The sequence below is a fragment of the Halorussus marinus genome (genome assembly GCF_004521895.1).
Lineage (GTDB): Archaea > Halobacteriota > Halobacteria > Halobacteriales > Haladaptataceae > Halorussus > Halorussus marinus.
The window spans coordinates 1-20654 of the sequence record NZ_SBIR01000015.1 but is presented as its reverse complement, the minus strand read 5'-3'; the positions used below and the strand labels follow the sequence as shown (position 1 = coordinate 20654).

The 20654-nt window shown below is 69.4% G+C and carries 18 protein-coding genes; 9 read left to right on the top strand and 9 right to left on the bottom strand.

Features of this window, described 5'->3' with window-relative positions; all coding sequences use genetic code 11:
- Window positions 1-39: 39 nt before the first annotated feature.
- The 4 genes from EPL04_RS16840 to EPL04_RS16825 all read left to right on the top strand — a co-directional run bounded on the left by EPL04_RS16840 (window position 40) and on the right by EPL04_RS16825 (window position 5073).
- Window positions 40-1467, top strand: coding sequence for a CaiB/BaiF CoA transferase family protein (locus EPL04_RS16840; protein WP_134672343.1), 1428 nt, complete (start codon window positions 40-42; stop codon window positions 1465-1467).
- Entirely contained in the window at window positions 1464-2540 is a 1077-nt protein-coding gene (locus tag EPL04_RS16835) for a LeuA family protein (RefSeq protein WP_134672342.1), read from the top strand. Before EPL04_RS16840 ends, EPL04_RS16835 begins: the two co-directional genes overlap by 4 nt.
- Window positions 2541-2744: 204 nt before the next feature.
- Window positions 2745-4343, top strand: a complete 1599-nt coding sequence (locus EPL04_RS16830) for a methyl-accepting chemotaxis protein (protein ID WP_134672341.1) — start codon at window positions 2745-2747, stop codon at window positions 4341-4343.
- Entirely contained in the window at window positions 4336-5073 is a 738-nt protein-coding gene (locus EPL04_RS16825) for a bacteriorhodopsin (protein WP_134672340.1), read from the top strand. The genes EPL04_RS16830 and EPL04_RS16825 overlap by 8 nt, the downstream gene beginning before the upstream one ends.
- 46 nt (window positions 5074-5119) lie before the next feature.
- Here the strand turns inward: EPL04_RS16825 and EPL04_RS16820 are convergent, their stop codons facing one another.
- Complete coding sequence (locus tag EPL04_RS16820; protein WP_134672339.1) at window positions 5120-5551, bottom strand: NUDIX hydrolase; 432 nt, start codon at window positions 5549-5551, stop codon at window positions 5120-5122.
- Between the two features lie 165 nt (window positions 5552-5716).
- Between EPL04_RS16820 and EPL04_RS16815 the strand changes: the two genes are divergently transcribed.
- Window positions 5717-6307: an AsnC family transcriptional regulator gene (locus EPL04_RS16815; RefSeq protein ID WP_134672338.1), complete on the top strand. Its 591-nt coding sequence runs from the start codon at window positions 5717-5719 to the stop codon at window positions 6305-6307.
- 24 nt (window positions 6308-6331) lie between these two features.
- Here EPL04_RS16815 and EPL04_RS18895 read toward each other — a convergent pair whose 3' ends face one another.
- Window positions 6332-6502, bottom strand: coding sequence for a hypothetical protein (locus EPL04_RS18895; RefSeq protein WP_167599506.1), 171 nt, complete (start codon window positions 6500-6502; stop codon window positions 6332-6334).
- Window positions 6503-6731: 229 nt separating this feature from the next.
- Between EPL04_RS18895 and EPL04_RS16810 the strand changes: the two genes are divergently transcribed.
- The gene (locus EPL04_RS16810; RefSeq protein WP_134672337.1) at window positions 6732-9206 is read left to right on the top strand and encodes a ribonucleoside-diphosphate reductase subunit alpha; all 2475 of its coding nucleotides are present in this window, start codon (window positions 6732-6734) and stop codon (window positions 9204-9206) included.
- A 1-nt stretch (window position 9207) separates the two neighbouring features.
- The gene (locus EPL04_RS16805) at window positions 9208-10194 is read left to right on the top strand and encodes a ribonucleotide-diphosphate reductase subunit beta (protein ID WP_134672336.1); all 987 of its coding nucleotides are present in this window, start codon (window positions 9208-9210) and stop codon (window positions 10192-10194) included.
- Here EPL04_RS16805 and EPL04_RS16800 read toward each other — a convergent pair whose 3' ends face one another.
- The 6 genes from EPL04_RS16800 to EPL04_RS16775 all read right to left on the bottom strand — a co-directional run bounded on the left by EPL04_RS16800 (window position 10195) and on the right by EPL04_RS16775 (window position 16237).
- Window positions 10195-10686 carry an acyl-CoA thioesterase gene (locus EPL04_RS16800; RefSeq protein WP_134672335.1) on the bottom strand — a complete coding sequence of 164 codons (492 nt, stop codon included), beginning with the start codon at window positions 10684-10686 and terminating at the stop codon, window positions 10195-10197. It lies immediately after the preceding gene.
- 61 nt (window positions 10687-10747) lie between these two features.
- Window positions 10748-12334 (bottom strand): cobyric acid synthase, encoded by a 1587-nt coding sequence (locus EPL04_RS16795; protein WP_134672334.1) that lies wholly within the window; start codon window positions 12332-12334, stop codon window positions 10748-10750.
- The gene (locus tag EPL04_RS16790; protein ID WP_134672333.1) at window positions 12335-13024 is read right to left on the bottom strand and encodes a cob(I)yrinic acid a,c-diamide adenosyltransferase; all 690 of its coding nucleotides are present in this window, start codon (window positions 13022-13024) and stop codon (window positions 12335-12337) included. It lies immediately after the preceding gene.
- Entirely contained in the window at window positions 13021-14325 is a 1305-nt protein-coding gene (locus tag EPL04_RS16785) for a cobyrinic acid a,c-diamide synthase (RefSeq protein ID WP_134672332.1), read from the bottom strand. The genes EPL04_RS16790 and EPL04_RS16785 overlap by 4 nt, the downstream gene beginning before the upstream one ends.
- Window positions 14322-15371 carry a nicotinate-nucleotide--dimethylbenzimidazole phosphoribosyltransferase gene (locus tag EPL04_RS16780; protein ID WP_134672331.1) on the bottom strand — a complete coding sequence of 350 codons (1050 nt, stop codon included), beginning with the start codon at window positions 15369-15371 and terminating at the stop codon, window positions 14322-14324. The genes EPL04_RS16785 and EPL04_RS16780 overlap by 4 nt, the downstream gene beginning before the upstream one ends.
- 104 nt (window positions 15372-15475) lie before the next feature.
- Entirely contained in the window at window positions 15476-16237 is a 762-nt protein-coding gene (locus EPL04_RS16775) for a cobalt-precorrin-7 (C(5))-methyltransferase (RefSeq protein ID WP_134672330.1), read from the bottom strand.
- 272 nt (window positions 16238-16509) lie between these two features.
- Between EPL04_RS16775 and EPL04_RS16770 the strand changes: the two genes are divergently transcribed.
- On the top strand, window positions 16510-19155 hold the full coding sequence (locus EPL04_RS16770) for a heavy metal translocating P-type ATPase (RefSeq protein WP_245154604.1): 2646 nt from the start codon (window positions 16510-16512) through the stop codon (window positions 19153-19155).
- 93 nt (window positions 19156-19248) lie between these two features.
- Here the strand turns inward: EPL04_RS16770 and EPL04_RS16765 are convergent, their stop codons facing one another.
- On the bottom strand, window positions 19249-19431 hold the full coding sequence (locus tag EPL04_RS16765) for a hypothetical protein (RefSeq protein ID WP_134672328.1): 183 nt from the start codon (window positions 19429-19431) through the stop codon (window positions 19249-19251).
- A gap of 214 nt (window positions 19432-19645) precedes the next feature.
- Here EPL04_RS16765 and EPL04_RS16760 point away from each other — a divergent pair, with 214 nt between their 5' ends.
- Window positions 19646-20041, top strand: a complete 396-nt coding sequence (locus EPL04_RS16760) for a CopG family ribbon-helix-helix protein (protein ID WP_134672327.1) — start codon at window positions 19646-19648, stop codon at window positions 20039-20041.
- Window positions 20042-20654 lie beyond the last annotated feature (613 nt).

Here is a 20654-nt window from a genome sequence, read left to right as displayed (position 1 = left end):
ACCACCACTCGCCTCACCGACACCACACCACCTCATACGATGACGAACGACACGACTCTCCCCGCGAACAGCGTCTCGGCCGACCGACGACCCGCCCGCGACGGGCCGGCGGGTGCCGATTCGACCGGCTCCGACGACCGCACTGCAGGCGCCGACTCGACCGGCTCCGACGACCGCACCGACCGCCGACCCCCCGAAGGCCCGGCCCGATCGGGCTCCAGAGCCCTCGACGACGATCGGCTCCGCGCCGACGGCGGCCGGGTGGCGCCCGGGCTCTTGCCCGGCGGGGAGGGCCGCCCGCTCTCGGACGTGACGGTCCTCGAACTCGGTCACATCATCGCCGGCCCGTTCTGCTCGATGGTGCTCGCCGACCTCGGGGCGGAGGTCATAAAGGTCGAACATCCCGAACTGGGCGACGCGGTCCGGGATTCGAGCCCGATCGGCAACAGCTCGTTCAACTACGTCAACCGGAACAAGCTCGGGGTCGCCCTCGACCTGAAGTCCGAGGAGGGCCGGGCCGTGTTCCACGACCTCGTCGAGGAGGCCGACGTGCTGGTCGAGAACTTCGCGGCCGGCACCGCCGACCGCCTCGGGGTCGGCTACGACGACCTCGCGGGCGTGAACGACGAACTGGTGTACTGCTCGATCAAGGGGTTCAATCCGGGCCCGTACGAGTCGTTCCCCGCGCTCGACCCCGTCGCGGAGGCGCTCTCGGGCGTGATGAGCGTGACCGGCCACCCCGGGGAGCCGCCGGTCCGGTCGGGCACCAGCCTCTCGGACATGGCGGCGTCGCTGTACGCCGCGGTGACGGTGCTCGGGGCGGTCCGCCAGCGCGACGCGACCGGCGAGGGCCAACACGTCACGGTCCCGCTGTTCGAGAGCACGGTCGCGCTCATGGGCTACTGGCTGGCGTACACCCAGGCGTACGACGACGTGCCCGAGCCGATGGGCGCGAGCCACCCCGGCTGGGCGCCCTACGACGTGTTCGAGTCGGCCGACGACGAGTGGGTGTTCGTCGGCCCGTCGTCGGACCGCCAGTGGCGGCGGTTCTGCGACGCGCTCGACCTCGACGTCGCCGCCGACGACCGGTTCGCCGAACTCGCCGACCGACTCGACAACCGCGAGGAACTCCACGGGATCGTCGCGGCGACCTGCGCGGAGTTCGGGACCGACGAGATCGTCGCCCGACTCCAGGACGCCGGCGTCCCGGTCGCGCCCGTCAACGACACCGAAGACGTCTGTGGGGACCCGCATCTCCGGGCGACCGAAGCGCTGGCCGAGGTCCGGGCCACCGAGGGCGAGGGCGGTCGCGTCCGGACGCCCCGGTTCCCGGCGCGGGCGTCGGGGTTCGACCGCGTCGAGTCGTCGGACCCCCCCGCGCTCGGCGAGGACACCGGGGCGGTGCTCGAAGCGCTCGGCTACGACCGCGAGGAGATCGACCGGCTCCACGAGGAGGGCGTGGTGTGAAGCTCCTCGATCTGACGCTCAGGGAGGGCGAACAGCGTCCCGGCGTCGAGTACTCGGTCGACCGGAAGGTCGCGGCCGCCCGCGAACTCGACGCGCTCGGCGTCGAGTACGTGCAGGTCGGCTTCCCGGTCGCGGACGATCGGACCGCCCGGGTCTGTGACCGCCTCGACCTCGACGCGGCGACGACGGGGATCGCTCGCGCGGTCCCGGGCGACGTCGACGCGGCGATCGAGGCCGGCGTCGACGTCGTGAACGTCTTCGCCCCGACCAGCGACCGACAGCTCGAACACGTCCTCGGGAAAGATCGCGTGGAGCTGACCGCGGCCGCGACGGCGGCCGCGGACCGCGCCCGCGAGGCCGGTCTCGGCGTCCACTTCGACGCGATGGACGGCTTCCGGACCGATCCGGGCGCCCTCGACGACCTGTTCGGGGCGGTCGACGCGGACCTCTACACCGTCGCCGACACCGTCGGGAGCCGGACGCCGACGGGGGTGGTCGAGCGCCTCGACGCGCTCGATACGGACCTCGAACGGGTCGGGGTCCACTTCCACGACGACCTCGGGGTCGCCACCGCGAACACGCTGGCGGCCGCCCGATGCGGGGTCGCGAAGGCCGACGTGTCGGTGGCCGGGCTCGGCGAGCGCGCGGGCAACGCCTCGCTGGAGGCGGTCGCCGCGTCGGCGCTGGCCGGCGACGAATGCGTCGACGTCGGGCTCGACGAGGGGTCGCTACTGCCCGGCGCGCGCGCGGTTCTCGACGCGCTCGGCGAGGACGTGGCCCCGACCGCGCCACTGCTCGGCGAGGACGCGTTCGCCCACGAGTCCGGGCTCCACACCGCCGCGATGCTGGCCGAGCCGAGCGCCTTTGAGCCGTTCGACCCCGCGCGGTTCGGCGGCGAACGCCGGCTCCTGTTCGGCGCCGCGACGGGCCGCGGTGGGGCGCGCCGGTTGCTCGAACGGGCCGGCCGAGAGCCGACCGACGAGCGCGTCCGCCGGCTCCTCGACCGGCTCGATGCGGCCGACCGCGAACTCGGGCTCGACGAGGCGGTGGCGATCGCCGACGAAATCGCCTGACACGGCGGTGCGTAACTGGTTCGAACTCGCCGGTTCGTCGACGCCGCCCGGCGACCAACCGGCCACGCGGTGCTAACGGCCTCGAAACGGGCGCCTCGAAGTCCCCCGTTCATCCGTCCAGTCCTCTGGCACGGAGTGTATTATCTCGTCTGATACTTAGGTCCAAAAGTTTAAAAGTTGCATTTGGGAATACGGCTTTGGCAAATGACGACTGTATCCGTAGACTGGATCTTGCAGAAGTACAGCCGCCGAATCGGCGCGGCGCTGGGGGTCGCGCTCGGGGCGACCGTCGTGTTCGGCGTCCTCTTCGCGATGGACGTCTCGCGGATCGGCGCGACCGGGGGGCAGGCGGTCGCCGCCACGCTGTTCGTCCTCGCGCTTCATATCGGTCTGCTCGGTATCGTTCTGGCCGGGAGCGTCGGCGTCGAACTCCGGAACCTCACCGCCGCGGCCGAAGCCATCGAGTCGGGCGATCTCGACGTCACCCCCGAGAGCGACCGCCCCGACGAGTTCGGCCGTCTGGCGGCGTCGTTCGACAGCATGCGGCGATCGCTCGACGAGGCGTTCGCGGAGTCCGAGACCGCCCGCGAAGAGGCCGAGCGCGCTCAAGAGCGCGCGGAGGCCGCCCAGCGGGAAGCCGAAGAGCGAAGCGAACGCCTGCTCGAACGGGCCGAGGACGTCGGCGACGCGATGGCCTCGGCCGCCGAGGGCGACTTCAGCCACCGCCTCGACACGGACACCGACATCGAGGCGATCGAACGGATCGGCGCCGCCTACGAGGAGATGGCGACCGATCTGTCCGCCACCGTCGAGGAGATCATCGCGTTCGCCGCCGAGGTCGAGACCACGAGCACCGCGGTCGCGGACGACGCCGCGGCGGTCGAGCGGCGCCACGAGTCGCTCGCCGCGGACATCCGGTCGCTGGCCGACGACGTCGCGAGTCAGGCCGACCAGCTCGAAAGCGCGGTCGAGGAGGCCAACGACCTGTCGGCGACGATCGAGGAAGTCGCCTCGACGACCGACGAGGTCGCCGACCGAGCGACCGACGCCGCCGAGGCCGGCGAGGCCGGCGCCGAGCGCGCCGAGGAGGCGATCGACGCGATCGACCGGATCGAGGAGGCGGTGACCGAACTCGGACGGCTGGTCGACAACCTCGACGAACGGATGGAAGAAGTCGGCGAGACGACGGGACTCATCGACGACATCGCCGAGCAGACCGGCCTGCTGGCGCTGAACGCCAACATCGAGGCCGCCCGCGCCGACGCTGAAGGCGACGGCTTCGCGGTCGTCGCGGACGAAATCAAGCAACTCGCGGCCGAAACCCAAGACGCGGTCGATCAGATAAGCAGTATCATCGAGACCGTTCGGGGCGACGTCACCGACGTGACTCGAGAGATGGACGACACCAGACGTCGCATCGACGAGAGCGTCGAAACCGTGACGGCGACGGGCCAGACCCTGCAGGGACTGACCGACACGGTCACCGACGTCGACGACGCGATGGCGGAGATCAACCGCGCGACCGACGACGGTGCGGCCGCGACCGAGGAGGTCGCGGTCGCGGTCGAGACCGTCCGCGAGGTCGCCGTGGAGGTCGCGGACCGATCCGAGGACCTCGCGGCGACCGCCGACGAGACCGCGGCGACGATGGCCGACGTCCGCGAGCGAACCGATACGCTCGCCGACCGGACCGCGGACCTCCGCGAGATGCTGAGTTCGTTCGAGACCCAAGACTCCGGCGACGAAGACGACCCGATCGCCGCGTCTCCGTCCGGCGCGCCAGTGGGGGGAAGCGATGATTGACGAACCGACCCTGTACGCGGTCGGCGGCGTCGCGTACGCGGTCACCCTCGCGGTCTTGCTCCTGTGGCTCCGCCGGATTCCACAGCGGCTCCATCACTACTGTCGGCTCGTCGTGGCGGTCATGGCCGTCAGTACCGTGTGCAGTTTCCTCGCGGCCGCCGGCGTGGGCGCGTTTTCGGCTCACGGCTACTTTTTCGCCCTGCCGAACGTCGCCAACGACGTGTTCGCCTACTCGTTACTGTGGTTCGTCACCGCGAAGCTCGCCGGTGCGAAGCGCCGGAACCTCGCGATCGTGACCGCCGCCCCCGCAGTGCAGGTCCTTGCGTTCAACTTCGGCGCCAGAGCGGGCGGTCTGGTGACGCTCGTCTCGACGCTGATCGTCATTGGCGGGCACGTTTTCGTCGCGTACCTGTTCGTGGGGCCGATCTGGGAGACGGCCCAAAACCGCTCGGCCGATCGGCGACTGCTCCACTGGAAGGCCCGAAACCTCCTGCTTTTCCTCCTCGCGATGCTCATCGCGTACGCGTTCATCTCGGACGCGGGAGCGTTCACGAAGTTCGGAGACATTCTCATCAACCACTACATCTCGGTGCTGATCCGCGTCGGCTTCGCTGGCTTCCTGTTCGCGAACATCCGGGCGCTGGACGAAGCCGAGCGCGCCGACGACCGCGCCGACCCCGTTCGGTCGCCCGAGTTCGACGGTCCGACCCCCGAAGCGACCGGCGACTGACGCCGGGCGCGGGGCCGCGGCCTCCGCGATTTTCCGCGAGTCGACCCTACAGGAGGTGGACGTAGTCGTCGAGCGCGAGCGCGAATTCCTCGTCGGCCGGGAGGTCGACCCACGAGAACTCGAACTCCGCGCCGACCTCCTCGCCCGACCCGGTCACGGTGTGAGTCCACCGGTCGCGGGGGTCGTGGACGGTCGCGTGGAAGAAGTGGCGGACGTACCGCCGCGCCGGCCGGCGGCGCCACACGTCGGTCGCGAGGTGGCGCGTGTCGGCGAGCGCGCCGAGCCCGCTCTCCTCGGCGACCTCCCGAAACACCGCCTCCCGGGGCGTCTCGCCCGCCTCGATGGTCCCCTTCGGGATCTGGAGGCCGTCGTGGCCCGGGCCCTCGAACGCGAGCAGTTCGCGCTCGCCCCGGGTGATGTACGCGCACGCCTTCTGGACGTACGTCATGTCGTCGGCCGCGGCTCCGTCGATAGACATGTTTACCATTCGACGACGTTTCCCCTCAAAAGCGTTTCTGCAAGGAGTATTAAGGAGAGTAAGGGGATCGCCGGGACGCCCCCGTCCCGCGCCGATCGCGCCCCGGACCGGGTCGGGGCCGCGGCGCCGAAACATGTTTGACGGTGGACACGCGAGTGCGTACCAATGAGGGAACTCGACGAAACCGACCTCGAAATTCTCCAGTTGCTCGTCGCGAACGCCCGCCGACCGTACAACGAGATCGCGGACGCTGTAGAACTCTCGCCGCCGACGGTCTCCGACCGCATCGACCGCATGCGCGAACTCGGCGTCATCCAGCAGTTCACCGTCGATCTCGATCGCTCGCTCCTCTCGGAAGGGATCGCGGTGCTCGTCGACCTCCGGATCGAACCCGGTCGGGTCGCCGACGTCCGCGAGCGCGTCGAAGCGCTCGACTCGGTCGAACACGTCTTCGTCACCGCCGACGGCCGGGTGGTGTTCCACGCCAGACTCGAAGACGGCGCGGTCGAGCCGCTACTCGCGGACTCGCTCGACACCGACGCGATCCGGTCGTACGACGTCGACCTGCTCTCGGAGTCGTCGTGGTCGCCAGAACCCGAGGGCGCGGAGTTCGCCCTCGAGTGTGACGAGTGTGGCAACACCGTCACCAGCGAGGGCGAGTCGACCCGGATCGACGGCGACCTCTACCAGTTTTGCTGTTCGTCCTGTCTGGCGCGATTCGAACAGCAGTACGAGGAGATGAGAGAGGCGGCCTGATCCGGCCGCCGGCCCCGAGTTCGCCTACTCGACCGACTCGAAGACGAGCAGTATTGTGACCCCGTTCGACCCGAGGCCGATCTCCTGATCGACGAGGTCGTAGCCGTCCTCTTCGTACGCTCTGATTCGGTTGTTGGCCGTGCTCTCGGCCTGCTTCTGGCTCCCCGACTCGACTATCTCTAGCTGTTTGCTCACGCTCCCCGTTCGACGGTGAGGACCGTAAATGGGGAGGTCGGTTTCGCGGGGCACTCGCCCGGTAAATCTAACTTGTACTTCTGAAAGTAGTGTTGGAAAGCTTTATCCGGGTCGGGGCGAACACCAACTGGTACGGCCGGAAATCGGACGAGTCAGCCGCTCGACGCCGAACAGTGGCGACGCTGTCGCTCGCCGTATCGACGCCGACGTCCGGTCCGGCCGACCACCCATGAATCAGACGACGACTTCCACCACCGAGACGATCCGCGCGGTCCTCGACCGCGCACGAACGGGACGCGAGGACGTACTCACCGACCCGGTGTTCGACGACCTCGCCACCGAGATCGAACGGAACCTCTACGAGGACGCCTCGATCGAGGAACTGTACGACGCGGTGATCGACGCGCTGACCGCCCGGATCGAGCGCGATCCTGCCTACAAGCGGATCGCGGCCGCGGCGTTCCGCGAGCGCTACTACCGCGAAGTCGTCGGGACGGTTCCCGACGACTTTGCGGCGGCCGCCCGCGAGAGCTTCGCCGAGAACGTCGAGAGAGGCGTCGAAGACGGCCTGCTCGACGAGCGCATGCTCGCCTTCGACCTCGAGGCACTCGCGGAGTCGCTCGCGGTCGAGCGCGACGAGCTGTTCGACTACATGGCGCTGGACACTCTCTACCAGCGGTACTTCCTCCAGACCGCCGACGGCGAGCGCCTCGAACTCCCGCAGGCGTTCTGGATGCGCGTGGCGATGGGGCTCGCGCTGGCCGAACCGGTCGCCGACCGCGAGGCCCGCGCCCGCGAGTTTTACGAGCTCATGTCGACGCTCCGGTTCGTCCCGTCGAGCCCGACGCTGTTCCACGCCGGGACGACCCACGCCCAACTGAGTTCGTGTTACCTGACGACGGTGCCCGACGACCTCGACGGCATCTTCGACGCCTACAAGGGCCACGCTCGGCTCTCGAAGTGGAGCGGCGGGCTCGGCAACGACTGGACGCCGATCCGGGCCGCCGGGTCGCTCATCGAGTCGACCGGCGTCGAGTCGACCGGCGTCGTCCCGTTCCTCAAGATCTCGAACGACGTGACCGCGGCGATCAACCGCTCGGGCAAGCGCCGCGGCGCGGCCTGCGCGTATCTGGCGTGCTGGCACCTCGACTTCCCGGCCTTCGTCGACCTGCGACGCAACACCGGCGACGAGCGCCGCCGGACCCACGACATGAACATCGCGGCGTGGATTCCGGATCTGTTCATGAAGCGGGTGCGGGCTGACGAGCAGTGGACACTGTTCTCGCCCGACGAGGTGCCCGAACTCCACGACACGTACGGCGAGGAGTTCGAGGAGCTATATCGCGAGTACGAGCGGAAGGCCGAGGCCGGCGAGCTCCGCCAGTACGAGACGGTCGACGCCGCCGAGCTCTGGCGCGAGACCCTCACCAGGCTGTTCGAGACCGGCCACCCGTGGATCACGTTCAAAGACCCCTGTAACGTCCGGTCGCCCCAGGACCACGAGGGCGTCGTCCACTCCTCGAACCTCTGTACGGAGATCACGCTCAACACGAGCGAGGACGAACAGGCGGTCTGCAACCTCGGGTCGGTGAACCTCTCGAAGCACGTCGAGCCGGCGGCCGAGCGCGTCCCGGCATCCGCGGCCGAGGGCGACGTCGAGACCGACTCGGAGGCCGGGTTCGGCCTCGACCGCGAGAAGCTCCGGGAGACCGTCGAGACCGGGATGCGGATGCTCGACAACGTGGTCGACCTCAACTTCTACCCCACCGACGAGGCCGAGCGCTCGAACATGCGCCACCGCCCGGTCGGGATGGGCGTGATGGGGTTCCACGAGGCCCTGCTCGAACGCGGGATCCCGTTCGCTTCGGAGGCGGCGGTCGAGTTCGCCGACGCGTCCCAGGAGCTGGTCTCCTACCACGCCATCCGGAGCTCGGCGGAGCTGGCGGCCGAGCGCGGTGCTTACCCTTCGTTCGAGGACTCGAAGTGGGATCGGGGTATCCTCCCCCAGGACACTCTCGACCTGCTCGAAGAAGAACGCGGCCGCGAGATTCCCCTGCCTCGCGAGGAGCGCCTCGACTGGGGGCCGGTGCGGGAGGCGGTCGCCGACCACGGGATGCGGAACTCGAACACGATGGCGGTCGCGCCGACCGCGACCATCTCGACCATCGCCGGCACCACGCCGTCGATCGAGCCGGTCTACTCGAACCTCTACGTCAAGTCGAACATGAGCGGGGACTTCACGGTCGTCAACGACCGCCTCGTCGCGGACCTCGACGAACGGGGCCTCTGGGACGAGGAGATGGTCGACCGGATCAAATTCCACGACGGCTCGATCCAGGAGATCGAGGCGATCCCCGAACCGATCCGAGAGCTCCACCGGAGCGCGTTCGAGATCGACCCGCGCCACCAGCTCCGGCTCACCGCCCGCCGGGGTCGGTGGATCGATCAGTCGGTCTCGCACAACGTCTTTTTCCCGTCCACCGACGGTTCGCTGCTCGACGACGTCTACCAGACCGCGTGGGAGCTCGGGCTGAAGACGACCTACTACCTGCGGACGCTCGGGGCCTCACAGATCGAGAAGTCCACCGTCGACATGGCGGAGTACGGGAAGACTCAGACCCGGGATCAGTCGAGCGCCGAGTCGAACCGCGAGCGAACCGACCTCCCGAACGTCGAGGACCCGACCTGCGACGCCTGCCAGTGATATGATACTGAACGACGACAAGACCGACCCGAACAAGATACTGCCGATCGAGTACGACTGGGCGCGCGAGTACTACCGCGCCGGCGTGAACAACAACTGGGTGCCCGAGGAGATTCCGATGGGCGAGGACGCCAATCAGTGGAACGGCGACGCGCTGACCGACGCCGAGCGCCAGCTCGTCGAGTGGAATCTTGGGTTCTTCTCGACCGCCGAATCGCTGACCGCCAACAACATCGTGCTGGCGCTCTACGAGTACGTCACCAGCCCGGAGTGTCGTCAGTACCTCCTCAGGCAGGCCTACGAGGAGGCCATCCACACCGACACCTTCATCTACTGCTGTGACTCGCTCGGCCTCGACCCCGACTACGTCTACGGCATGTACGAGGAGGTGCCGTCGATCGAGGAGAAAGACGCGTACGTCGTCGATTTGACCGAGGACATTCTCGACGACGACTTCGAGCTTCGGACCGACGCGGACGTCCGGTCGTTCCTCCGGGACCTCGTCGGCTTCTACGTCATCATGGAGGGCATCTTCTTCTACGCCGGATTCGCGATGATGCTCGGGCTCAAGCGACAGAACAAGATGGTCGGTATCGGCCAGCAGTTCGAGTACATCATGCGCGACGAGTCGGTCCACCTCGCGTTCGGGGTCGACCTCATCAACACCGTCCGGGAGGAACACCCGGGCGTCTGGACCGACGAGTTCGGCGCCGAGATCGCGGCGCTGATCGAGGAGGCGGTCGAGCTCGAACAGCTCTACGCCCGGGAGGCCTGTCCGGAAGCGATCCTCGGGATGGGTCCCGAGCAGTTCGCGGAGTACGTCGAGTACGTCGCCGACCGTCGCCTCCGCCAGCTCGACCTCCCGGCGTCGTACGGCACCGACAACCCCTTCCCGTGGATGTCGGAGGCGACCGACCTCAACAAGGAGAAGAACTTCTTCGAGACCCAGGTGACCGAGTACCGGTCGGGCGGCTCGCTCGACTGGTAGCTACTCGGTCTCGGCCAGCGCCGCCCTGCGCCGGGACCGCTCTTCGAGCGCCTCGCGGCGCTTTCGCTCCTGTTCGTCGGTCGGACACCGGAGATCGGGCACGGCCGCCGCGTTCTCGTCGCCGTCGAGCGCGACGAAGGTGAAAAACGAGGTGGCGGTCTCGCGGCGCTCGTCGTCGCTCGGCCGCTCGGCGTACACGTCGACTTTCGCTTCCATGCTCGACTCGCCGGTCTCGAAGACGTAGGCCTCGGTCACCACGACGTCGCCGAGGTCGATCGCTTCGAGGAAGTCGACGTGGTCCATCGACGCCGTGACGACCTGCCGCCGCGAGAACCGCCGCGCGGAAATCGCTCCACAGATGTCCATCCAGTGGAGGACCGACCCGCCGAGCGCCCGACCGAGGTTGTTGGTGTCGTCGGGCATCAGGATCTCGCTCATTTCGGTGTGTGACTCGTCCAGCGTCGCGGTCTGCACCGTCTCGGTCTGCTCCATGTCGCGGGATTCGGCGCCGCCCGAATAAAACTACTAGGATTTCACTACACAAAGCGAGCTTTCATAAATCGCGCACCGTGGGCAGTCCGAGCGCCGCCAGATCCACATGCTTGCGAACGAGTTCGGCCGCGGCGTCGTGGGGCGAGGCCGCCTTCCCGCCTGCGTCCGGCGGCGTCTTCCCGCTCGCCTCGAAGACCCGCGCGACGAACGCCGAGCGGGCGTTCTCGTTCTCGAACAGGCCGTGGAGGTAGGTCCCGAGCACTCGGTCGGTCGCGGCGCTGGCGGGGCCGACCGGCCGGTCGACCGGCGCCGTGGGCGTCGACTCGCCCATGTGTATCTCGTAGCCCGAGACCGTCCCGGACGCGCCGGCGATGGGGCCGGTCCCGTCGACCGATCGGGTCACCTGCGCGACGCGCTTGTCGGCCGAGAAGTTGGTCTCGACCGGGAGCAGGCCGAACCCCGGGACGGTCCCGCGCTCGGCGGTGCTCTCGACGCCCGCGTTCCGGATTCGCTCGCCGAGTACCTGATAGCCCCCACAGAGGCCGACGATCGGTCCGTCGAACTCGGCCAGCGCCTCCCCGAAGCCGGCTTCCCGGAGCGCGAGCAGGTCGTCGACGGTGTTTTTCGTCCCCGGGAGGACGACCGCGTCGGCCTCCCCGAGGTCGGCGTTCGGGGGAACGTACGCGACCCGAACGCCGGGCTCGCGTTCGAGCGGTTCGAGGTCGGTGCCGTTCGAGACCCGCGGGAGCCGGACCGCCGCGACCGTGACCGCCCGGTCGTCCGGGACGCCGTCGTCGTCGCCCCGGACCGCCCGCTCGCCCTCCGCGGGCAACGAGACGCTGTCCTCCTCGGGGAGTCCGGGGTCGTCGTACGGAAGCACGCCGAGGATCGGGACGCCGGTTCGGTCCTCGAACTCCGCGATCCCCGGGTCGAGGATCGACCGATCGCCCCGGAACTTCGTGACGAGCGCGCCCACCACTCGCTCGCGGACGTCGTCGGGCATCAGTTCGAGCGTGCCGTAGAGGCTGGCGAACGCGCCGCCGCGCTCGATGTCGGCGACCACGATCACGTCGGTGCCGTCGGCGAACCGGGCGGTCTCGACGTTCGCCAGATCCCGGTCGTGGAGGTTGATCTCGGCGATACTGCCCGCGCCTTCGGCGACGACCACCTCGTGGTCGGCGGCGAGTCGCTCGAAGGACTCGACCGCGGCGGCTCGGGCGCGCACCCAGTGGTCGTCGTAGTACGACCCCGCCTCGAAGTGGCCGACGGCCTCGCCCTGAACGACCAGTTGGCTCTCGCCGTCGCCGCGGGGCTTGAGCAGGACGGGGTTCAGATCGGTCGTCGGCGTGATCCGGGCCGCCCGGGCCTGAACGTACTGGGAGACGCCGATCTCGCCCTCTCTCCTCTCTCCCTCCCCCAGACCCCCTCCCTCTCTCCTCGCACCCGATTCCGCCGCCGCGCGCTCGCCCGCCCCGCGGTCGCCGCCGGCCGCGGGCGCGAGGACGGCCCGAGCGTTGTTGCTCATGTTCTGGGCCTTGAACGGCGCGACCGAGACCCCGGCGTCGGCGAGGTGCCGACAGAGCCCCGCGGCGACGGTGCTCTTGCCGACGTGGCTCGCGGTCCCGGCGACCAGCAGCGTGCGGGTCATTCAGTACTCCGTGCCCTTCCGAGCGGCGTGGCCCGACTCGATGGGGTGGGCCTCCTTCCGGACGTTGGTGACGAGGTCCGCGCGCTCGCACGCGAACTCGGGGCGGTCGTGGCCGCCGGTCAGGACCAGTTCGAGGTCGTCGGGTTTGGTCTCGACGAGGTCGATCACCGCCTCGGGGTCGATCAGGCCGCGGTTGGCGGCGTAGAGCACCTCGTCGAGGATCAGCATGTGGACGCCCGCGTCGGCCGGCGCGTCGGTGGCGACCGGTTCGTCGCCGGTCGACTCGCTGGCCTCCACTATCTCTCGCGCCCGCGCGAGCGCGGCGGCGGCCTTCGCGTCGTGCTCGTCGTCGTCCGAGCCGTCGAGGAAGCCGTGCCAGCCGTAGTGGCCGGTGTTCTCGTAGGTGAACCCGAGGACGCGTTCGATGGCGTTGTACTCGCCGCGCGTGTCCTCTACGGTGCCGGTCCCGCCCTTCATGAACTGGAGCATGTGGACGCGGTAGCCGTGGCCGGCGGCCCGAAAGCCCATCCCCAGCGCGGCGGTCGTCTTGCCCTTCCCGTCGCCCCACCAGACCTGCACCAGTCCGAACTCCTCGGGGGTCGACGGTTCGATGGCCTCTGCGGTCGGCGCTCGGTCGCTCGCTGTCTGTTCGCCCGTGCTCCGGTCGGTCGATGTGTGGTCGTCTGTCATAGGTGGTCGATGAATGTGTCGAACGCGCCGCTCTCGGCGTGGACGTGGCAGTAGGTGCCCAGCGTCCGGTACTCGGTCAGTCCGTCGCGATCGCCGTCGATCCCCTCGCCCCGCTCGACGTCGAAGGCGAACCGGGCGTCGGTCGCGGGGTCGGCGGCGGAGTAGTGGAACTCGTGGCCCCGGAGGCGGTCGCCCGCGCTCGCGGTGAGGGTCCGCTCGCGCGCCCGGAGTTCGACGTGGTCGAGCGCCTGATAGCGCTCGCGCATCTCCACGTCCGCCGGGAGGACGCCCGCCATCTCGTAGCTGTCGCCGTCGGTCGTCGTGAGCGACTCCGCGAGCGCCATCAGTCCGCCACACTCCCCGAACACGGGGAGTCCCTCGCTCGCGCGCTCGCGGAGGGTCGCCAGCGCCGGGCTCGTCGCGAGGTCTTGGGCGTACAGCTCCGGGTAGCCACCCGGGAGGTAGACCCCGTCGCAGTCGGGCAGGTCGTCGCCCGCGACCGGCGAGAACGTCCGCACGTCGGCCCGCGCTCGGAGCCGCTCGACGGTCGCGGGGTACCGGAAGCTGAAGGCCCCGTCTCGGGCGATCGCGATCCGCTCGCCGGTCGCTCGCTCGCTCGGTCGGGAGTCGGGGTCGGGCCGCGGCGGCTCGCGGGCCGTCGCCAGTAGTCGCTCGACCCGGACGTGTTCGGCGGCCGCCGACAGGGCCTCGTCGCTCAGGGGCCGCTCGTCGCCGCGTTCGAGCCCGAGGTGGCGCTCGGGGACTTCGAGGGCGGGGTCGGGCCCGATCCGTCCGAAGTACGCGAGGTCGTCGGGGAGCGCTTCCCGGACGCCCTCGGCGTGACGACCGCCGTGGGCGCGCTGGGCGAGGACGCCAGCGACCTCGACGTCCCGACCGACGCGCTCGGCGTACTCCCGGAAGCCGAGCGCGGTCGCGGCCACGCTCTCCATCCCGGCCGCGGCGTCGACCACGAGGACGACCGGGAGGTCGAGCGCCTCGGCGACCATCGCGGTGCTGGAGCCGTCGCCGTCGTACAGCCCCATCACGCCCTCGACGACGCAGACGTCGCCGTCGCCCCGGTAGTAGTTGCGTCGCAGGCCCTCGCGGCCCTCCAGCCAGCAGTCCAGCGTCCGCGACGGGCGACCGGCGACTCGCTCGTGGTGGCTCGGGTCGATGAAGTCGGGCCCGGCCTTCGCCGGCTGGGGGTCCCGGCCCGCCTCCGCCAGCGCCCGGAGCACCGCGAGGGTGGCGACGGTCTTGCCGACGCCCGAACTCGTCCCACCGAGGACTACGCCCTTCATGGCTCGGCCTCCCGAGGGTCGTCGTCCGGGTCGGCGTCGCGGCCCTCGCCCGGCCGGCCGTCGCCGGTAATCCGGTCGTAGACGACGCCGATCTGCTCGCGGATCGCGGCCGGCGACGCGCCCGCCCGGTCGGCGAGCGCGAGCGCGCCGCCCATGCCGACCCCTTCTTTGGCCTCGCCCGCGAGGTAGGCGTCGGTCGCGGGGTGGTCGCCGGCCTCGAACTCGGGGTCGGTCACGGTCAGCGAGAGGTCGAGATCGTCGGCGAGCGCGCCGATCGCGGCGGTGTCGTCGTCGGCGACGAAGCGCGTCGTGGCGAGTTCGAGCGGCGCCTCGATCCCCGCGTGGCGGACGAGCGCGCCCGCCGCGGCCAGCTGGGTCCCGCCGGCGAGGGTCACGTCGGTCCCGGCATCGAGTGCGCCCCGCGTCAGCCCCGCGACCGCGGCGAGTACCGGGTCGCCCATCCGGCGGACGGCCCCGCGGGGATCGCCTCGACAGTCGCCCGCCGAGAGGTCGCTCGCGGCGAGCGCGTCGGCGACGACCTCGCGTTTGAGTCCCATCGGATTGTCGGGTAGCGACGAGGACACCGACGCGCGTTCGCCGAGCGCCGAGAGGACGCCGAGCGCGGTGGTGGTCCCGCCCGGAACCGTCTCGGCGACGACGAGCTCCTCGTCGGGCAGTGACGCGCCGAGGTCGCGAGCCGCGGCGAACGTCTCGGAAGCGTCCGCCACCGGCTCGGGCTCGCGCACGTCCCCACCGGGGCCCGATCCCACCTCGACGGTCGGCGCGCCGGTCGGCGCGGCGAGTCCGGCGTCGACTATCAGCGTCTCGAAACCGAGCCGCTCGCGGACCGCGCGAGTGACGACCGCGGGCGTGGGACATCCCGTGGGACTGACCGGGACGACCGGCGCGTCGACCGGCCGGCCGTACTCCACGATCTCGGCGTCGGCGCTCGGGGTGTGGGCCATCAGCGCGGGATCGGCGCCTGCGGCGCTGATGCCGTCTATCTCGGCGGTCCGGGTGGCGCCGGAGACGAGGACGAACCTCATCGGCCACCCCGGCCCGACCCGCCGGTCCGCAGTCTCTCGGTCGCCGGTTCGCTCGCGGCGTGACGAAACACCATCGTGGCGTGATTAGGACAAGCTGGGTTTAACTACTTAGTGGTTCGGTCGGCCCTGACGACCAGCACCGAGAGGTCGGAGTACGGGGAGTCCGAGCCGCCCGCCGAGTCGGCGAGCGCGCCAAGCGTCGTGCGCGTGATCGTCTCGTCGTCGTGAGTGAGTCGCTCGCAGACGAGCGCGTCGAGGCACGTCGGCGCGCCGCTCTCGACCAGTTCGCGAGCCACGTCGCCCGGCATCCAGTCGAACGGGCGGGGCAACACCAGCAGGTGGCGGTTCCCGACCGCGGCCCGGAGCCTGTCGAGGTCGGGGTCGATCTCGCCGCTCTTGTGGAGGGTCACGAACACCGACTCCTCCATCGGCGTCCGAGCCCTGCTCGCGGCTACCTGAAGCGACGAGACCCCCGGGACAACCCGGACCGGTCGCTCGACCGCCGCCTCGACCTTCCCGACGAACTGGTAGCCCGAGTGGTTCGGGTCGCCCATCAGCACCGCGGTCCCGGTCTCGCCCGACGCGACGCGGTCGGCGAACGCCGCCAGCGTCTCGGCTTCGTCGGCGTAGCCACACGCCAGGAGGTCCGCGTCGGTGCGGTCGGCCACGTACTCGATCACCGTCTCGAAGCCGACGACGACGTCGGCGTCTCGGATCGCGCGCTCGCCCCGGGGCGTGAGGTACTCGAGGTTCCCCGGTCCGATCCCGACCGCGCGGACGGGGTCGTCCGGACCGTCGGGTTCGGGGTCGGCGGCCGCGACGCCGGCGGGGTCGGGCCCCGCATCGAGGTCGTAGTCGTCGCTCACGGTTTCACCTCGCCGCCGGGCCGGCGTCTCTCGGTCGACATCACTCGGGACGTTCCGCGCGAGCGGTAAAACCGTTCGGTGGCGCGCTCGGGGGCGATCGCCCCGCGTACAAATTTAGGAAACAAAAGACGCACACCGGCTGAGTTTACTTATGATCGTATTCGGCACCGCGATCGTCGGCTCGAAAAGGGAAAATCCGCATAAACGTGGGTCCCGTAGTACACGACAACGAGACACCTATGGCCCAAACCGCACACCTCGAGATACGGGGTATGAGCTGTGCCAACTGCTCGGGGACGGTCGAAGACGCCCTCGGGCAACTCGACGGCGTTCGGGAGGCGAACGTCAACTTCGCCACCGACGAAGGCACCGTCGAGTACGATCCCGACGCGACCTCGCTCGCAGATATCTACCGGGCGATCGAGGACGCCGGCTACGAGCCGGTCGCCCGGCAGGTGTCGGTCGGCATCTCCGGGATGTCGTGTGCGAACTGCTCGGAGACTAACGAGAGCGCCCTCGAAGCGACGCCCGGGGTGATCGAGGCCGACGTCAACTACGCGACCGACGAGGGGACGGTGCGGTACAACCCGCAGGACGCCGCGCTCGGCGACCTCTACGACGCCATCGAGCGGGCCGGCTACGAGCCGATCCGCGACGACGACACCGACACCGACGGCGCCACCGACGCCGACCGGCGAGACGAGGCCCGCCAGGCCGAGATCAGCCGACAGCTCCGGCTGACGCTGTTCGGCGCGGTCCTCTCGCTCCCGCTCGCGTTCTTCATGCTCGAACACTACCTGTTCGACGACCTGCTCGGTGAGGCGGTCCTCGGCGTGCCCCTCGGGTGGGTCATGTTCGGGCTGGCGACGCCCGTCCAGTACTTCCTCGGCAGGGAGTTCTACGAGAACTCCTACACCGCGGTCGTGCGCAACCGGACCGCGAACATGGACGTGCTCATCGCGCTCGGCTCCTCGACCGCGTACTTCTACAGCGTCGCGGTCCTGTTCGACCTGCTCGCGGGGAGCCTCTACTTCGACACCGCCGCGTTCATCCTCGTGTTCATCACGCTGGGCAACTACCTCGAAGCCCGCTCGAAGGGGCAGGCCAGCGAGGCGCTCCGGCGACTGCTGGAGATGGAGGCCGACACCGCGACGGTGATCCGGGACGGAGACGAGACCGAGATCCCGGTCGAGGACGTCGAAGTCGGCGACGTGATGGTCGTCCGGCCCGGCGAGAAAGTCCCCACCGACGGCGAGGTGGTCGAGGGCGAGAGCGCGGTCGACGAGTCGATGGTGACCGGCGAGTCGGTGCCCGTCGAGAAGCGCCCCGGCGACGAGGTCGTGGGCGCGACCGTCAACGAGAACGGCGTCCTGAAGGTCGAGGCGACCAAGGTCGGCGCCGAGACCGCCCTCCAGCAGATCGTCCAACTGGTCAAGGAGGCCCAGAGCCGCCAGCCCGAGATCCAGCAGGTCGCCGACCGGATCTCGGCGTACTTCGTGCCCGCGGTCATCACCAACGCCCTGATCTGGGGGCTCGCGTGGTACGCCTTCCCCGAGGCGCTCGCCGGGTTCGTCTCCGGCCTCCCGCTGTGGGGGCTGGTCGCCGGCGGGCCGGCGGTCGCGGGCGGCACCGTCACCGTCTTCGAGTTCGCGGTAGTCGTGTTCGCCTCCGCGGTCCTCATCGCGTGTCCCTGCGCGCTCGGACTGGCGACGCCGGCCGCGACGATGGTCGGGACCTCGATCGGCGCCCAGAACGGCGTCCTGTTCAAGGGCGGCGACGTGCTCGAACGCGTCAAGGACGTCGACACGGTGGTGTTCGACAAGACCGGGACGCTGACCGAGGGCGAGATGCGATTGACCGACGTGGTTCCGGTCGCTCCCGATAGCGACGGCGCTGGGGCGGCCACGGACGGCGGCGAGCCGACCGACGGTGAGCGCGAGCCGCGCCAGACGGAGTCCGCCGGTGGTCCGGGAGCCTCCTCGGGCCCTCGATCCGACGGCGGAACGCTCGAAGCGCCCGCGGAGATCGACGAGGCGTTCGTGCTCGGCGCCGCCGCCAGCGCCGAGAAGGGCAGCGAACACCCCCTCGCGGAGGCCATCGTCGAGGGCGCCGAGGAGCGCGGCATCGAGGTCGAGGACCCCGAACGCTTCGAGAACGTCCCCGGTCACGGCGTGAAGGCCGCCACCGGCCACGGGGAGGTGCTGGTCGGCAACCGAAAACTGCTCGAAGACGAGGGCGTCGACCCCTCCCGGGCCGAGGCAACGATGGAGCGACTCGAACGCGAGGGTAAGACCGCGATGCTCGTCGCCGTCGACGGCGAGCTCGTCGGAGTGGTCGCCGACGCCGACACGGTGAAAGAGACCGCGAAAGACGCTGTGTCCGGCCTCCGGGAGACGGGCCGGGACGTGATGCTCATCACCGGCGACAACGAGCGGACCGCCCGCGCGGTCGCCGACCGGGTCGGCATCGACCCCGAGAACGTCCGGGCGGAGGTCCTGCCCGAGGACAAGGCCGAGGCGGTCGAGTCGATCCAGTCGGCGGATCGCCGCGCGATGATGGTCGGCGACGGCGTCAACGACGCGCCCGCGCTCGCGGCGGCCTATGTCGGGGCCGCGATCGGGAGCGGTACCGACGTGGCGATCGAGGCCGCCGACGTGACGCTGATGCGCGATGACCCGGCCGACGTGCTGAAGGCGATCCGCGTCTCGGAGGGGACCCTCTCGAAGATCAAACAGAACCTCTTCTGGGCGCTCGGCTACAACACCGCGATGATCCCGCTGGCCTCGCTCGGACTGCTCCAGCCGGTGCTCGCCGCCGGTGCGATGGCGTTCTCCAGCGTGAGCGTGCTGACCAACAGCCTCCTGTTCCGGCGATACACCCCCGATCACGACTACGAACTGCTCGGGTTCCTGCGGTGAACGCCGCCTCGTCGCGGGCCTCGGGGCGCCGCCCCTTCGGAAAGTCGGGTTTTCGACCGGGGCTCGCCGACCGCCCTGTCGGAACCCCGACCGCTATCGGAGCGCGACTTGGACGCCCTCGTAGGCGAGTCCGCCCTCGAAGACGAGCAGGAGCGCGACGAGCGTGACGGTGAGCCCGGTCAGTTCGAACCACTCGAACGCTCTTGCGGCCAGTACCACCAACTGGACGGTGAGCAGGACGTAGATCACGGTCGGAACCAGTGCTGCTTCGTCCATCGGTCCCACCAGTCGAACGGTGGTCGCGCGGAAGACAAAAAATTGACGTTTAAAGGAGCCCGGAGACGAAGCCGACCCCCCATCCCGACCGGTATCGCGGCCGCCCTCCTCGCGTCCCGACTGTGACTGTCGTCGTGGTGGCCGTAACTACGCACGCAGGCTCGGCTCCGTGCCCAACGAAAACACACAAGCCGTTCGCGAGCAAGCCCAAGGCATGCGCACGAGTCTCACTGTTCCCGAGGACGTGCTGGCGGCGTTCGACGAGACGTGGCAGGCGGAAGGGCTCGACTCGCGGTCGCGGGCGGTCCGCGAGGCCATGCGCGAGTACGTCGAGTCTCACGACGAACTCGAAGCCACCGCCGGCGAGGTCGTCGCCGTGCTCGCGTACGACTACGAACACGAGTCGGTGATTCACGACCTCCACGACGTCCAGCACGAGTTCGGCGACGTCATCGCCGCCACGAGCCATGTCCACCACGGCGAGTGGTGTCTCGAAACCGCGTTCTGCCGCGGTCCGGCCGGCGACGTCCGCGAGCTCGCGTACCGCCTCCGGAACTTCGACGCGGTCGCGAGGGTGAAAGTCATGGTTCTCGGAACCGACCGGGAGTAAGTCCGGGCGGGGCTGGAATCACGATAACGCGACCCATTGGACTTACGGTTCGACGGCCTTAAGTGTAACCCGGCCATTCGTGGTAATGTGAACGAAGTCCGGTGGTTCGGGCTTCCGTGAGCCGGCGAGAATCGGCGTCTTTTTAAGACGCCTCGGCTGGCTGACGTTCAAAATCCGATCCGACGCCCTTAAGTGAAGTCGGGTGCTCGGTGTTGGATGTGCACGAGCCTTCGGGGGTCTTCCCGCCGAAGGCCGGCCCGGTTCGACGCCCTTAAATGAATAGGGCGGTTCGAATCGTAATGCAGTAAACGACACAACGTGATTCGGGACGCGTTCAACTCGCGTCGCGATCTCGGACCGAACTCGCTTCGATGGGTTTAAGACCGATCGAAGCAAACGTTCAGGTCCGAAGGAAATGAGGATTCCACCCCTGCGGTCCGCCGTACACGATGGGATCTGATGTTAGCCCTGGTAGTTCGGTGACACCCGGTCGGACGTCGGCCAGTGTCGTCGAACTGACGGACATTTAGCATTCAGTTGCTTCCGCCAGAGACCCACCGAACCCTTCGTGGTTCGGCAACCATTCCGGTTGATCCTGCCGGAGGCCATTGCT

Excerpts from the sequence above, each read along its gene's own strand:
- EPL04_RS16805 (WP_134672336.1), top strand. The coding sequence starts at position 9,208 with ATGATACTGAACGACGACAAGACCGACCCGAACAAGATACTGCCGATC.
- EPL04_RS16800 (WP_134672335.1), bottom strand. The coding sequence starts at position 10,686 with ATGGAGCAGACCGAGACGGTGCAGACCGCGACGCTGGACGAGTCACAC.
- EPL04_RS16815 (WP_134672338.1), top strand. The coding sequence starts at position 5,717 with ATGAGGGAACTCGACGAAACCGACCTCGAAATTCTCCAGTTGCTCGTC.
- EPL04_RS16790 (WP_134672333.1), bottom strand. The coding sequence starts at position 13,024 with ATGACAGACGACCACACATCGACCGACCGGAGCACGGGCGAACAGACA.
- EPL04_RS16810 (WP_134672337.1), top strand. The coding sequence starts at position 6,732 with ATGAATCAGACGACGACTTCCACCACCGAGACGATCCGCGCGGTCCTC.
- EPL04_RS16820 (WP_134672339.1), bottom strand. The coding sequence starts at position 5,551 with ATGTCTATCGACGGAGCCGCGGCCGACGACATGACGTACGTCCAGAAG.
- EPL04_RS16840 (WP_134672343.1), top strand. The coding sequence starts at position 40 with ATGACGAACGACACGACTCTCCCCGCGAACAGCGTCTCGGCCGACCGA.
- EPL04_RS16795 (WP_134672334.1), bottom strand. The coding sequence starts at position 12,334 with ATGACCCGCACGCTGCTGGTCGCCGGGACCGCGAGCCACGTCGGCAAG.
- EPL04_RS16780 (WP_134672331.1), bottom strand. The coding sequence starts at position 15,371 with ATGAGGTTCGTCCTCGTCTCCGGCGCCACCCGGACCGCCGAGATAGAC.
- EPL04_RS16760 (WP_134672327.1), top strand. The coding sequence starts at position 19,646 with ATGCGCACGAGTCTCACTGTTCCCGAGGACGTGCTGGCGGCGTTCGAC.
- EPL04_RS16785 (WP_134672332.1), bottom strand. The coding sequence starts at position 14,325 with ATGAAGGGCGTAGTCCTCGGTGGGACGAGTTCGGGCGTCGGCAAGACC.
- EPL04_RS16825 (WP_134672340.1), top strand. The coding sequence starts at position 4,336 with ATGATTGACGAACCGACCCTGTACGCGGTCGGCGGCGTCGCGTACGCG.
- EPL04_RS16830 (WP_134672341.1), top strand. The coding sequence starts at position 2,745 with ATGACGACTGTATCCGTAGACTGGATCTTGCAGAAGTACAGCCGCCGA.
- EPL04_RS16765 (WP_134672328.1), bottom strand. The coding sequence starts at position 19,431 with ATGGACGAAGCAGCACTGGTTCCGACCGTGATCTACGTCCTGCTCACC.
- EPL04_RS16770 (WP_245154604.1), top strand. The coding sequence starts at position 16,510 with ATGAGCTGTGCCAACTGCTCGGGGACGGTCGAAGACGCCCTCGGGCAA.